At 37.8% G+C, this 13,986-nt stretch carries 9 protein-coding genes and 4 tRNA genes; 4 read left to right on the top strand and 9 right to left on the bottom strand.

The features are described from left to right. The first annotated feature begins 208 nt into the window (after nucleotides 1-208). The 3 genes from L4F93_RS07180 to L4F93_RS07170 are packed head-to-tail and all read left to right on the top strand — an operon-like array spanning nucleotide 209 to nucleotide 6,037. On the top strand, nucleotides 209-1,993 hold the full coding sequence (locus L4F93_RS07180) for a transferrin-binding protein-like solute binding protein (protein ID WP_250349660.1): 1,785 nt from the start codon (nucleotides 209-211) through the stop codon (nucleotides 1,991-1,993). Nucleotides 1,994-2,002: 9 nt separating this feature from the next. Then, complete coding sequence (locus L4F93_RS07175) at nucleotides 2,003-4,558, top strand: TonB-dependent hemoglobin/transferrin/lactoferrin family receptor (protein WP_250349659.1); 2,556 nt, start codon at nucleotides 2,003-2,005, stop codon at nucleotides 4,556-4,558. Between the two features lie 60 nt (nucleotides 4,559-4,618). Continuing rightward, nucleotides 4,619-6,037, top strand: coding sequence for a surface lipoprotein assembly modifier (locus L4F93_RS07170; protein WP_250349658.1), 1,419 nt, complete (start codon nucleotides 4,619-4,621; stop codon nucleotides 6,035-6,037). 160 nt (nucleotides 6,038-6,197) lie between these two features. Here the strand turns inward: L4F93_RS07170 and L4F93_RS07165 are convergent, their stop codons facing one another. From L4F93_RS07165 to L4F93_RS07125, 9 genes are all read right to left on the bottom strand, one after another. After that, complete coding sequence (locus L4F93_RS07165) at nucleotides 6,198-7,460, bottom strand: NRAMP family divalent metal transporter (RefSeq protein ID WP_250349657.1); 1,263 nt, start codon at nucleotides 7,458-7,460, stop codon at nucleotides 6,198-6,200. A 295-nt stretch (nucleotides 7,461-7,755) separates the two neighbouring features. Next, nucleotides 7,756-7,830, bottom strand: a tRNA-Gln gene (locus L4F93_RS07160). Between the two features lie 45 nt (nucleotides 7,831-7,875). Next, a tRNA-Gln gene (locus tag L4F93_RS07155) sits at nucleotides 7,876-7,950 on the bottom strand. Between the two features lie 27 nt (nucleotides 7,951-7,977). Further along, nucleotides 7,978-8,062 (bottom strand) — tRNA-Leu (locus L4F93_RS07150). A 5-nt stretch (nucleotides 8,063-8,067) separates the two neighbouring features. Further along, nucleotides 8,068-8,144, bottom strand: a tRNA-Met gene (locus L4F93_RS07145). Nucleotides 8,145-8,289: 145 nt separating this feature from the next. Then, nucleotides 8,290-9,513, bottom strand: coding sequence for an ROK family transcriptional regulator (locus tag L4F93_RS07140; protein WP_250349656.1), 1,224 nt, complete (start codon nucleotides 9,511-9,513; stop codon nucleotides 8,290-8,292). 140 nt (nucleotides 9,514-9,653) lie between these two features. Beyond that, nucleotides 9,654-10,799, bottom strand: coding sequence for an N-acetylglucosamine-6-phosphate deacetylase (nagA, locus tag L4F93_RS07135; RefSeq protein WP_250349655.1), 1,146 nt, complete (start codon nucleotides 10,797-10,799; stop codon nucleotides 9,654-9,656). Between the two features lie 12 nt (nucleotides 10,800-10,811). After that, nucleotides 10,812-11,615, bottom strand: a complete 804-nt coding sequence (gene nagB / locus L4F93_RS07130) for a glucosamine-6-phosphate deaminase (protein ID WP_250349654.1) — start codon at nucleotides 11,613-11,615, stop codon at nucleotides 10,812-10,814. A gap of 193 nt (nucleotides 11,616-11,808) precedes the next feature. After that, nucleotides 11,809-12,957, bottom strand: coding sequence for a 5-methyltetrahydropteroyltriglutamate--homocysteine S-methyltransferase (locus L4F93_RS07125; RefSeq protein WP_250349653.1), 1,149 nt, complete (start codon nucleotides 12,955-12,957; stop codon nucleotides 11,809-11,811). A gap of 204 nt (nucleotides 12,958-13,161) precedes the next feature. On the opposite strand from L4F93_RS07125, the gene L4F93_RS07120 reads away from it, so the two are divergent. After that, complete coding sequence (locus tag L4F93_RS07120; RefSeq protein ID WP_442778834.1) at nucleotides 13,162-13,980, top strand: DNA ligase; 819 nt, start codon at nucleotides 13,162-13,164, stop codon at nucleotides 13,978-13,980. The last annotated feature ends 6 nt before the right edge of the window (nucleotides 13,981-13,986 follow it).

The following is a 13,986-nucleotide window of genomic DNA, read 5'->3' as shown; positions in this document are numbered from 1 at the left end:
CTCTTTCGCTATGCACCTTACTACGCCACATCTTTCTTATTCCTGAAATTTAGTAATTATCTCTCATCTCCTTTATATTGAAACATCAAACAAACCATTATTGAAAAAGCATTTCAGAAAATTTTCTTTATTTGGAAAAATAGTTTTTGATAATAATTATTATTTATAATAATATTAATGAGAACTATTACCAATAAGGAGTTATTTTATGGAAATAAAGAAAACCGTTCTATGTACTCTCACCTCATTATTCTGCATAAGCTGTGCTTCTGGTGGCGGCGGATTTGACGTAGAGAATGCTAACCCACCCAATGTTGTCACGGATAATCAACCCTCTAAGCCTAATTATGTTACCGAAAATAATGGCAAAAAATTAGAATCTCCTGCCCCAGAAGACTTGAGTGAAATGGGCTGGGTAGCTACAACCCCTTGGGGACCGGGTCGCGATGGTAGTGTAATGAATAGTGATTTTGAAGATGTAAAAAGCCAAAAACGAGTAATTACCGATGCACGTACCAACCTTAATCCTAAAGACTATGATGTCCTATTATTTAAAGGTGATTATCCTCTAACCCACGATCATCAACCTCATTCTGAATCTATTCAAGTTATTGATGAAAATGGTAAGAAAGTATGGAAAAGAGCGGTAAAAAATATTTCACAATTTGCATCAATAGGAGATAAGAACGATACATTGGTTTTTTATGCGAAAGAAGATAGCACCAATTATATTTACCTCAAAATCACAGAATATGGTGATGTCAAAGTCGGTTTTATTGAATTAATTGAACAAGATCCGAAAACAGTACTTCCTAAAGGCCAAAGCTATAATAATATTTTTTATGCCATTCGTGAAAAAACGATGGATATGCCAATGAAAGGAAAGGCAACTTATAGTGGTGTTTGGGAATATGCAACCTATACGCCACAAAAAGGTAGCGGTAGTGGTTCATACTACGAAACAGGCAAACAAGCTGGTGGAACATCAAAACAAAATAAAGCGGTTTTCACCGTTGATTTCTCAAATAAAACGGTAACGGGAACATTAGATGCGGTTGATAGAAATGATAAAAAAATTGTTTATGACATTAACGCAACGATTACAGAAAACGGTTTCCGTGGTAATGCCACAAAAAATGGTCAAACCACGCTTTTTGCTAATGATGGAAATGACAACCCTCCGTTACCGCAAAATGCAAAGGTATTAGGCTCTTTTGCGGGTGAAAAAGCAAAACAATTAGCTGGGCGGGTATGGTCAGAAGATAATCATTTTGCAGGTGTTTTTGCCGCTAAGCAAAATTCAGAAGAAGCCGTTGAAACTGACGGTAAACACCTAAATGCTCAAACTTTACCTTTTACCAATGAAGGGGATAGTAACACCTTTTCTGAAAATAAACCACAATCACAAAATTTTTCTGGTGATATTAATAAGCTTCAAATTGATGGCATTTTGGTTAATTTAGATACTACTAACACAGATAAAATATGCTGTGGAGATTTTAATTTTTTACGTTTTGGTGTTGAAAATCACGAAATAAAACAGGCAGATAATAAAACCGAGAAGCGAGGCAATCTGTTTGTTCAAGGCTATGTTACACCTATTTCTGAAATCCCTGTAACGGGTGAAGTAAAGTATCACGGACATTGGTATGGCTTTGGTAAAGGTCAAGCGGCTAATGTATCTAGACGTTATCAAGATGCAGAATTTACGGCAAATTTTGCGACTCGCCAAGTCTCTGGTGAATTAAAAAATAATGGCGGAACTTCAGCAGTAAAATTTGAGAATTTGTCTATTACTGAAAATGGCTTTAATGGAAAAGCAAATCTAGCTGTACACGATGGCAATATTACCGGCTCCGGTGCCGTTATTACAGGTGATGCAAATGTATCAGGTCATTTTTACGGTACAAACGCTAATGAAATTGGCGGAACGGTAATAAAAGAAGACAAAACTTTTGGTGCCGTTTTTGGTGGAAAACAAATTCAACAATAAAAGGAAAGAATGATGTCAGCAAAGAATACCATTTCTCTCATAAATAAAATGAATCTCGTTTTTTGTCTTTTTTGTACCGCACTTTATGTTCAAGCAGAAAATCAGCAAGAGGCGTTAGAAGAGTCCGAGATTACAACACTAGAAACAATTCATATTAAAGAGAAATTTGAAAAACAGAAGCAAAATGTTTCTGGCTTAGGGGAAGTACGTAAAAATCAGGCTCAAATACAAAATGAACAAATAGAAAATATTCGTGATATCACACGCTACGATCCCGGTGTTTCAATCACCGAAGCGGGAGGACGAGGAACCACTAGAGGGTTTTCTATACGTGGAGTTGATCAAGATCGAGTCGCTATTGATCTAGATGGATTAGGTGCTTCATCAACATTGAAAAGACATGATGCAAGCGGTACATTTTCAATGTTATCCGGTTCAGCAAAAAATGATGTGGAATATGAAGATCTTCGACTACTTGATCTAAGAAAAGGCGCATCATCTGCTGAATCTGGTAGTGGGGCATTAGGTGGTGCTGTATCAATGGAAACGAAGAATGTTGATGATTTCTTACAGCCCGATCAATCCATAGGCGGTCGTTTTAAAACAGACTATACCTCCAAAGATAAGCGAAAATTATATAGCGGTGGTTTAGCTTTCCGAGCGGGGAAATTCGATGGGTTTGTGCAATATTCTCATCGTAATGGACATGAAATTCAAGCGCATAAAGATCTTTATAAAGGCACGCTTTTCATTGCGAATCACGCTGATCCTGTCGATCCTATTATGAATAAAAAAGGGCGTTGGGTCAGTATGGAAGAAGTAAGTGGCGTACGTCGTCGTATTCCTAATCCACTCGATTATGAAAGTCATTCATTACTGAGTAAATTTGGTTGGCATTTTACCCCTCAACACTACTTGGGCATTGTATTAAATCGAACTAAACAACAATATAAAATGCGAGAAATGCAACGTCCAAATTATTATAATGGTCAAGAAAAGCATCTGATTAATGGTGTACTCTACCCTGAATCCCCTTTCTATGATGAAATCTCAACAAAACGGATTCAATATACCCCTTCACAATTTTATTTTGATACTCATCAAAACAATAGAATTGGATTAGAGTACCGTTTTGATGCAAAAGACGAAGCTGCTTGGGTAAACTCTGCGGTGGTTCGTTTTGATAAACGTGATCTGATTATGAAATCAGAAGTGAAGCGGTTAAATTGTGCCAAATGGCCTTCCGTAGATGCGAATTGCTGGGCAACTGAAGAAGGGCAAAAATCTTGGCATCATATTGTTAATAGCAAACAAACAGACTATCGCTTCGATCTCAATTTGAATAAACTCTGGGAATGGGGAGAAACAGGACACGATACCCGCGTAGTTCTCGGCACAATATTGAGTAAGCATCATTTTTATGATTATGATCGTTTTAGTGACATCATTTATAAACGTGTCGGCTCAGGACCTCGTGAATTTGCTGGTAAACACCATATTGATTTTCACCCAATTAGTCCAATAAAAAGTCGCCATTATTTTATAGGTATAAGCGACTCTATCACGCTAGGACAAAAATGGTTTATCTCTAGTGCATTACGTTATGATCACTATCAATTTAAAGGTAACCCGACCCTTGAGGAACAGCAACGCTCTATTCAATTCAAACAAAGTAAATACCAAAACCTCTCTTGGGATCTGGGTATAAAATATCAAATTATCGAACCATTAGCCCTTACTTACCGTAATAGTAGTGGATTTAGAATCCCGTCTGTTTATGAACAGCTAGGTCCTGATCTCAATGCCTATGGACATTCAATCCAAGGAAAATTAGACAAAGAGTACTCACGCAATCAAGAAATTGGTGCAGAATTTGAATACAAAGCATTACGCCTAAAAAGCAGTTATTTCTGGGCAACCTATAAAAATATGATTGCTCTTGCCTCTCTAAAAAAACCTACAGGGCAAGGACGAGGTGACCTATTCTATTACAATACACAAGATATCAAAGTACGTGGCTATGATATTAGTGCCAATTTAGATCTATATAGTTTATGGGAACGCTTTCCTGAAGGAATTAATCTCTTTGCTAAAATCAGTAAAACGCAGCAAATTGGCGGACCAGCCAAAATGCCTGAAGGATATGAAGGAAGAGCATACTCCCTTGATTCTATTCAACCATTACGCGTGGTCTATGGAATCTCTTACCTCTCACCAGAAGAAAAATGGGGGATTAACTTCGTTACAACCTATTCCAAAGGCAAAGATAGTGGAGAATTGGTTGCCCAAGATAGTTCACCTTTAGGTGTGATAGAAGAAAGCCGTTCTCACATTAAAACCAAATCTTGGATCATTGCCGATCTCACTGGGCATTATCGATTTAATAAATATATGACATTCCGAGCAGGGATCTATAATTTATTTAATTACCGCTATGTGACTTGGGAATCCGCTCGACAAACAGTATGGAATGGCAGTTTAGAAACGAATTTAGACACGCCAAACTATTCTGTCGTGGCCGCCCCGGGACGTAACTTCTTCGCAGGACTAGAAATTAAATTCTAATAGGTTATTAAATGCAGTATGACATTCAGGCATACTGCATTTTCTTGAGTAATAAGCAAAATGAAAAAAACAACATTTTTAATTCTTCCCCTTATTCTATCGAGTAAAATCTGGGCTTTACCACAAAACATAGATATAAAAGAAGCGCCAGAATTAAATTATGAGCCAATCCATATTAATTCTTCCTCCTCTTGGCAGGAAACCCCAAAAACTTCTTCAATGCCTCTTAAGATGAAGGCAGAACAATTACGCCATACGCCAGAATTATTACAAAAAGTGATAAATCTTGCGATTGCGCAGGAACATATTCCACTACTCAAAAAAATTCTTCCTGTCTATGAAACGAGTACTCATCCAAATCCAATTATCATTGCTTATGCAAAAGGACTCGTAGCAAAATCAGCACAACAATATCCCCTAGCTATAACAGAGTTTACAAAAGTAGAAACACTTTACCCTAATTCGGAAAAAGCCATTTTTCACCATATTGATAGTCTTCTACTAAATCAACAAATTTGGCAAGCTACTGAACTTGTTCAACAGCACTTAACAACGACATCCTCCCCGCAATTTATTACTCAACTAGAAAAAGTCGATCAATACCTCCAATCGCGCAAAGCATGGAAACACTATATTGCAATTGAATTTCTCAATGATAAAAATATTAATAATGCGCCAGATAAACAAAAAATCGGTGCCTTTTCATTTGAAAAAAAACTTGCGGATAAAGGATTAGGCTATCAATTTGGAAATCGAAAAACTTTTTTTATGCCAAATGGTTTTTATGCGCAATGGCAAAGCGATTTTATCGGAAAAATATACCGCACTTACCACCAATATAATGATTTTTATGGGCGAATAACAATACCATTCGGCTATGCAAATTATCATCATCAATTTACACTAGAACCTTATTCAGGATTACGCGTTTTTTCAGGAAAGCCCTATACGAATCATTTTGGTATAACAACCAGTTGGCAATATCAATGGACCAACTATTTTCGCAGTAAAATTGCATTTAATTATGCCACTGAAAGGTATCGGCAGAAACAATATGAACATCTCACAAACTACACGCAAAATTTATCGTTGAGCAATTCTTGGAACATTAACTCAAAATGGTATGCCGGCATTTCCGTTGATATAGGTAAAAAATATGCTACCGCTTATCCACAAGATCGGTATATAAAATATCGGGCGAATCTCAATATAGGCTATCAAAACGAAAATATTGGTGTCCGTTTACGCCTTGCTCGTGAACAAAAATACTACAAAGCGCCATTTTATTGGGGGTTAAGTGGTAATGCCAAACGGCAAGATCGAGAAACGCAATTCTCAACATCCATCTGGTCACCCCGTATTCAATTCATGGGAATAGTGCCAACATTAAGCTATAACTATCAACGGGTGAACAGCAATAGCTTAAATATTCCTTATCACAAACATAGCATCGCATTGGAAATACAAAAAATATTTTAATATAAATTCTCCTTTAGTACTTATCATTCTTAGCTTGACTGGCTAAGATGGTAAAAATAAAAAAGGAGAGCGTTCGATCTAGAAATCGAGACTATAGCTCTCCTGAATCAGTAAAATTTAGATTATATAAAAGTGCGGTGATTTTTTTCTAAATTTTAGACTAACCAATCCAACCGACTTGATATGAAATAAATAACACAGTAAACAAAGATAAATAAATAAGCCCAATAAATGACAACCATAATAACCCCCCTTCAACCTTATGTTCACCTTTTAAGACGAGAGAAAGGTTAAGATAGGCAAAAATAGGCGTTGAAACAAAAGAGCAAATCATAGCAAAGCGCAACATTGTTGCGACATCACTCATAAAGAAACTAATGATAATTATGCCTGCTACTGCGGCAAAGGTCATCCATAAAGCCAATTGTTTTGGTGACTGCTCTTTATGATTTAATAATAAACGTAGAGCCTCAGCATTCGCTCGGGAATAGCCATCGATCACCGTGATTGTTGTTCCGAACATACACATTAATGCAACAAAGGCAATTAATAAGCGAGACCAATCTCCAATAGCATAAGCATACATTTTAATTAATTGCGCAATATATTTCACGCCTGCTTGTTCCACGGCTTCTCCAGAACCATACTGAATGAGCGCCCCTAATGCTAAAAATACCATTGCTAGAATAGCGGTACCAATAAAGCCTACATTAAAATCAAACAGTCCATCTTTATAATTTATATGGGTAAAACGTCTTTTGGCCACAACCCACATTGAGTTAATTGCAGAAATTTCAATAGGTGCTGGCATCCAGCCCATTAAGGCAACAATAAAACCAAGCGAAAGCATATTCCAAGGAGATGGCTCAATAAAGTCTGGTGCAATCACTTTTTCCTTGAAAACGGCAATAATTACTGCTGTTACAGTTGCCGTAGTCAATGCAATCATAATCCATTTCGATAAACGATCTAAAAAGCGGTATTTACCAAGCAATAAAATACACCAAGTTAGGACAATAATAACCGTACTCACCTGAGAAATACTTAATCCCCATTCTTTAGGTAAAATAAAACTTAAAATCGCTGCAGTTACAATGCCTACTCCAGCTGTATTAATCGCTGTCGCAAAAACATTAAGCAAGAAAAAAATTAATAAATAAAAATATCCTTTTTCTTTATAACCCTCTAGCAAGGTTTTCCCTGTACTTAAGGTGTACTGAGTACCAAAACGGAAAAAAGGGTATTTAAATAAATTTGCAAGAAGAATAATAATCGCTAATTGCCAGCCATAAATCGCCCCAGCTTGCGTTGACGCAATAAGATGCGATCCCCCAACCGCAGCGGAAGCCATTAAAATACCAGGACCTAAAGCCGAAAATTTAGAACGCCACGTAGAAGCATTGAAATTTGAAGTCGTTGTCATTTGTTATATTCCTTTTTATTACATCATCCACAACAATGATGGATGCACACAATAACACAGCAAGGACTAAAGTTAAAGCTACATTTTCAGGATAAAAAACTATAAAAAGATGAAAAACGATAAATGAAATAGAATTAAAAATATTTAAAACCGGAAAGATAATAAAAATCAGAATAAAATTCCAAATTAATTTAATACTGCAATATTTAATTTTTGACCTTATAAAAGAAAAATATAGGCAAGCTATTAAATGAATTTATAGAGAACTAAAAACAAGGTAGAAAATAAATCATAATGGCTGGGGTACTAGGATTCGAACCTAGGGATGCCGAGATCAAAACCCGGTGCCTTACCGCTTGGCGATACCCCATTAGGAATTCTATAATCAGAATTTTTGATAAGAAATCGGATAGTATGGCTGGGGTACTAGGATTCGAACCTAGGGATGCCGAGATCAAAACCCGGTGCCTTACCGCTTGGCGATACCCCACCTACTAAAGAACTGCAAGCTAATGAATGGTGCGGGACGAGGGACTTGAACCCACACACCTCGCGGCGCCAGAACCTAAATCTGGTGCGTCTACCAATTTCGCCAGTCCCGCAAATATGGTGGCTATGACGGGATTCGAACCTGTGACCCCAACATTATGAGTGTTGTGCTCTAACCAACTGAGCTACATAGCCAAACATTTTGCATTCACCTCATCGGCTTTGCGGGGCTAATTATGCTGATCTGACTCCCCTTCGTCAACTCTTTTTTTACGCTTTTTTCTAAATTCTTTCTCATTCGCATAGAGATTATACAAATCGGCGTAAAAGCGACCGCACTTTACTCTGCTAATAGATGTTGGAGCAATCTACCATCGAATAAGGCTTGTTTAATCAACGCAAATGCGCCGATAACATCTTCATTTTGTAGTTCAGAAGCCACCAGTGGTGTATTTTTCACAAAAGCAGGCAATGCCAAATTATCCAAGGTACGGCGAATAGCGGAAAAAAGCACATCCTTAGCTTGCGTAATTTCTCCTGAAATCACGATTTTTTCAGGGTTAAACATATTCACACTCATCGCAAGTACGCGTCCAATTTGGATACCTACGTGTTCAATCAACTCTACTGCCACGGTATCTTGTTTATTCACTGCCTTACAAATCGCTTCAATATCATGACTTTCTAAAGAAATCCATTTGCTTTGATAACCATCTTCAAGTAAACGTTGCATTTTTTCTTCAATTGCCGCATTACTAACCACGGTTTCCAAACAGCCTACATTGCCACACAAACAGCGTTTACCTAAAGGATCAACCTGAATATGCCCAATTTCCCCCACATTATTTTTATAACCAAGGAATACTTCGTGATTAATCACAATGCCAGCACCAACACCACGATGAATACGTAGTAATAAAGAATCATAGCAATCTTTTGTTACACCGAAATAATGTTCTGCTAAAGCAAGGCTACGCACATCATGCCCAATAAAGGTCATCAATTGAAATTCCTGTGTTATTTTTTGCGCTAATAACCAAGGTTCATCTAACTTAAGATAAGATAAATGTTCAATCGCGTTTGTTTTGCTATCAACAAAGCCTGATACAGTAACACCAATTGCAATAAATTCACTACGGCGATGCTGATTGGCTTCAATGAATTGCTTCAAGTGAGTACATAAAAATGCTTCGATTTCAGCGGCACTATTCATCTCTGGCAAATCAATCACGGTTTTCTTTAATAATTTTGTAGAAAGATCCATTATTGCAAAGGTAATATACTCTTGTCCCAACCGAATTAGAATGGCTCGAAATGCCTTATATTCCGCAATAATCGACGTTGCTCGGCGTCCCCCTGTTGATTCTTGTTGCTCAACTTCTTTAATCAAACCGCGCGCGAGTAAATTTCGCGTAATTTTTGTCACACTGGCTGGTGCAAGCTGGCTTAATTCTGAAATTTGAATACGAGAAATTGGTCCTTGTTGATCAATTAATTTATAAACCACCGCACTATTCATTTGTTTAACAAAATCAACATTTGCAATTTGATGATGATCCCACATTCTCTTTTCCTACATCATAAAACCGATAATGGGGGTATTTTAAAATGAATTGAACAAAATGCCTAGCTGAGAAAACAGGCTAAATAAAAAGGTAGCCTGTGCTACCTTTTTCTTATCAATAAAGTGCGGTGTTTTTTCTCTTAGTTTTCATACCATTGCCATTGCCCATTGACTGCACTGCCTAGCACTTTAAAATCATTATTGAACAATGTCAGGTTAGCAATTTTCCCTTCGGCAATATCCCCTAGATGATCATCCACACCAATGGCTTTTGCTGGGTAGTAATTGCACATTCTTAGCGTTTCATCAAGTGGAATCCCCACGTGTTTTACTGCATTTTCTACCGATTCAATCATTGTGATCGCAGAGCCGCCGAGCGTACCATTTTCGTCATAGCATTTACCATTGCGCACATACACGGTTTTCCCCACAAAATCGAAAGATGTGATATCCGCACCAGCGGCTGCAGTGGCGTCTGTCACGATACACAATTTATCGCCTTTGACTTTTTTATCAATTTTGATATTGCCGAATTCAACGTGCAAACCATCTACGATAATACCTGTGTAAATATCGCTATCTAACACCGCACCGACAACCCCCATTTCACGCCCTGAACTAATCGGTGACATTGCATTATGCAAGTGTGTAGCGAAAGTTGCACCATTGGCAATCGCCTGTTTTGCCACATCATAAGTGGCGTTGGAATGCCCGATGGAAACCATAATGCCACTTTGTACAAAATCACCAATATATTTCGCTGTTGGGTTTTCAGGCGCCAGTGTAATCTTGCTAATCACCGAGGAATTTTGGCATAGAAAATCTTTCATTTCAGAACTAATAGCACGAATATATTCCGCCTGATGCACGCCTTTCTTTTCTACGCTTAAATAAGGGCCTTCCAAATGCAAACCAAGTGCTTGGTTTTTATGCTTTTTAAGGTACTCGCCCATCACTGAAACAGCCTGCTTAATGCCTTCATCATCTGCCGTGATAAACGTGGGCAAATAACTTGTCGTGCCTGAACGCAAATTGGTTTGCTGCATAATTTCAAGGGTTTTCACTGAAGTATCGCCATTAAACATAACGCCACCGCAGCCATTTAATTGCAGATCAATAAACCCTGCTGTTAGATTATTCCCTTTTAAATCAATTTGTTGCAATCCTTCAGGCAGATTTTCTTGTGGCATAATCGCCACAATTCTCTCCCCATCGACGATCACTGCTTGCCCATACTGCACGCTTTGCGAGGTATAAACGACCCCGTTTACTAATGCATAACTCATTTTTTACCTTCTCTATAAGACACTATGAATTGCTTTAGCTTCTAACTCAGTAAAATATTTGACAGTTTTTACTTTTAGCTCTTGTGTAGCAGGTTCATCACAAACAAAAATTGCGTGGCGGTGTAGTTGTAACGCACTAATCGTCCAAAAATGATTCACGCTCCCCTCCACGCCTGCTTGCAACGCAAGGGCTTTGTTATGTCCCGTAACTAAAAGCATCACTTCTGCCGCATCTAATAAGGTTGCAACCCCAATCGTTAGGGCGTATTTCGGTACTTTATTAACATCATTATCAAAAAAGCGCGAGTTTGCAATTAAGGTATCTTCTGTCAATGTTTTAATTCGAGTGCGAGACGCTAAAGATGAGGCAGGTTCATTAAAGGCAATATGTCCATCCACGCCTACTCCGCCCATAAATAAATTCACTTTGCCATAAGATTTCATTTTTTCTTCGTAACGGCGACACTCTTCATCCAGATCAGGGGCATTGCCATCTAGTAAATTAATATTTTTTTCTTGAATATCAACGTGATCGAAGAAGTTTTTATACATAAAAGTGCGGTAACTTTCAGGATGATCTTTAGGCAATCCAACATATTCATCCATATTAAAGGTAACCACATTTTTGAAGCTCACTTCCCCTGCCTGATACAGTTTAATTAATTCTTTATAAGTTGCTAAAGGGGTGCCACCTGTTGGCAGTCCAAGCACAAAAGGCCGCGCTTCTGTTGGATTAAATTCATTAATACGATCAACAATATGACGAGCTGCCCATTTGCTGACTTGTTCGGAAGTTTGTAAAGGAATTAAACGCATAGCTCTCTCCTATTTGCTATTTTGAAGTATCATTTCATAATTTTGATTATAAAATAAAATTAACTTCAAAGGAAAATAGAATTTTATTGAAAAGAAAAAATCGTGATCTACATCACAAAGAAAAATTCGCAAAAATAATACCGCTCTATTAAAAAGCGGTATTATTCTGGAATTAGGAATAAATAGTAGAAAATTAAGCCTTGCCCCAAACTTCCTCAACAATTTCACGGATAAAATCCAGTTTATTCCATTGCTGCTCTTCCGTCAGAATATTGCCTTCCTCCGTTGAAGCAAACCCACATTGTGGGCTTAAACAGAGTTGGTTGATATCCACATATTGTGCGGCTTCTTGAATGCGTTTAATGATTTCATTCTTATCTTCAAGGTTACCATCTTTTGACGTAATTAAGCCAAGTACCACTTGCTGATCTTTAATAAAGCGCAATGGTTTGAAATCACCCGAGCGATCACTATCGTACTCAAGGAAGAAACCATCTACATTGCAATTGCCAAATAAGATTTCAGCTACAGGCTCATAGCCTCCCGATGAGAACCACGTTGAACGGAAATTGCCACGACAAATGTGCATCGTTATTGTCATATCTTCAGGTTTAACAGCAATAATACGATTGACCATATACACATAATCTTTCGCCAGCTGTTCGAGATCAAAGCCACGCGCTTGATAAGCTTGGCGTTTTTCTTCAGAACATAGTTCGCCCCAGCTTGTGTCATCTAATTGCAAGTTGCGACAGCCCAACGCATAGAATTTTTGCATTGCACGAATATAAGCCTCAGCAATATCATCAAGTAGCTGTTGATTATTGTTTTTATAACGCTCAATGGGGTGATACGCCGTTTCCCGCACCGTACAAATTAAATGTAGCATTGACGGTGATGGAATGGTGAATTTCACAGGATAATCCCCTGCAATTTGCTGTAAAGAACGGTAATGTTCAAGGAATGGATGATGATCGGAAAAACCAATTTTATCGACAATTTTCAACGTTTTAGGACGAACATTATGGTGTTTAAATTGAACAGAAAATTTTTCTGCTTCAACTTCTTCCACGCCTTCTAAAGCACTTAAAAAATCCAAATGCCAAAAAGTACGACGAAATTCGCCATCAGTTACCGCAGGCAAGCCTACTGCTTTTTGTTTTGCCACCAAATTGGCAATTTCTTTGTCTTCCACTTCGCTCAGATCTGCACAAGAAATATCACCACAGCTACATTGTTGGCGTGCTTGTTTTAAGCTTTCAGGACGTAAAAAACTTCCCACAATATCAAAACGATAAGGGGCATTATCTCGAAGTTGTGCATTAGGAAATAGTTTGCTCATAATCACTCTCTTTTAGTTATAGTTAGATAGGAAGCAACGATTTTAACAAAAAATTCACACATATCCTAAAAAATGCGAAAAAAACCACCGCACTTATAAAACGAAAAAATTCTTACGATCGGGATCGCAAAACTGCGGTTAATTTTCCACGATGGCAGAAAAGTCGCTTAATATCCGAACAAGTTTTTATATGGGAGAAAAATGATGTCTTATATTATGTGTAGTTTGTTCACCTTATTCACACTCTGGTCACTTTTTGCTTATGCCAATCCACCTGATTTAATGTTGCTTGGTACTTACCATAATCAAAACGTGCAAGGTTGGGTGATGAGCGAAAAATTAGACGGCATCAGAGGATATTGGGATGGTAAGCAGCTTTTTACAAGGCAGAATAAAATCCTCACACCGCCTGCTTATTTTATTAAAGATTTTCCTCCTTTTGCTATTGATGGTGAACTGTTTAGTCAGCGTAATGAATTTGAGCAAATTTCCTCCATTGTGCGTTCACAAAAAGACAAAGGCTGGGAAAAATTAAAGCTCTATGTATTTGATGTCCCCAATGCCAAGGGCAATCTATTTGAACGCTTAGCAGTGTTAGAAAATTATCTGGCACGGCATCCTAGCCAACATATTGAAATTATTAAACAAATTCCCATTAAGGATTATTCTCAAGTACAAGATTTTCTGCACCAAGTAGAACAAAATCAAGGAGAAGGTTTGGTGTTGCGTAATCCTAATGCCCCTTATGAAAAGAAACGTAGCAACCAAATATTGAAATTAAAGACCTCACTTGATGAAGAATGTGAAGTGATTGCACATCATAAAGGTAAGGGGCAATTTGTCGATAAGCTCGGTGCCATTACCTGTAAAAATCAGCGCGGCGAATTCCGTATCGGGTCAGGTTTTAAATTGACAGATAGAGAAAATCCTCCACCCATCGGTTCAATCATTACCTATAAATATCGTGGTTTAACGCAAAAAGGGTTGCCGAGATTTGCCACTTATTGGCGGAAGAAAGAATAAAAAAAT

It is taken from the genome of Avibacterium sp. 20-132, from assembly GCF_023611925.1.
GTDB lineage: Bacteria > Pseudomonadota > Gammaproteobacteria > Enterobacterales > Pasteurellaceae > Avibacterium.
The sequence above is the reverse complement of the archived record's forward strand: the minus strand, read 5'-3'. Positions and strand labels throughout refer to the sequence as shown.

Excerpts from the sequence above, each read along its gene's own strand:
- L4F93_RS07180 (WP_250349660.1), top strand. The coding sequence starts at position 209 with ATGGAAATAAAGAAAACCGTTCTATGTACTCTCACCTCATTATTCTGC.
- L4F93_RS07175 (WP_250349659.1), top strand. The coding sequence starts at position 2,003 with ATGATGTCAGCAAAGAATACCATTTCTCTCATAAATAAAATGAATCTC.
- L4F93_RS07170 (WP_250349658.1), top strand. The coding sequence starts at position 4,619 with ATGAAAAAAACAACATTTTTAATTCTTCCCCTTATTCTATCGAGTAAA.
- L4F93_RS07165 (WP_250349657.1), bottom strand. The coding sequence starts at position 7,460 with ATGACAACGACTTCAAATTTCAATGCTTCTACGTGGCGTTCTAAATTT.
- L4F93_RS07140 (WP_250349656.1), bottom strand. The coding sequence starts at position 9,513 with ATGTGGGATCATCATCAAATTGCAAATGTTGATTTTGTTAAACAAATG.
- nagA (WP_250349655.1), bottom strand. The coding sequence starts at position 10,799 with ATGAGTTATGCATTAGTAAACGGGGTCGTTTATACCTCGCAAAGCGTG.
- nagB (WP_250349654.1), bottom strand. The coding sequence starts at position 11,615 with ATGCGTTTAATTCCTTTACAAACTTCCGAACAAGTCAGCAAATGGGCA.
- L4F93_RS07125 (WP_250349653.1), bottom strand. The coding sequence starts at position 12,957 with ATGAGCAAACTATTTCCTAATGCACAACTTCGAGATAATGCCCCTTAT.
- L4F93_RS07120 (WP_442778834.1), top strand. The coding sequence starts at position 13,162 with ATGTCTTATATTATGTGTAGTTTGTTCACCTTATTCACACTCTGGTCA.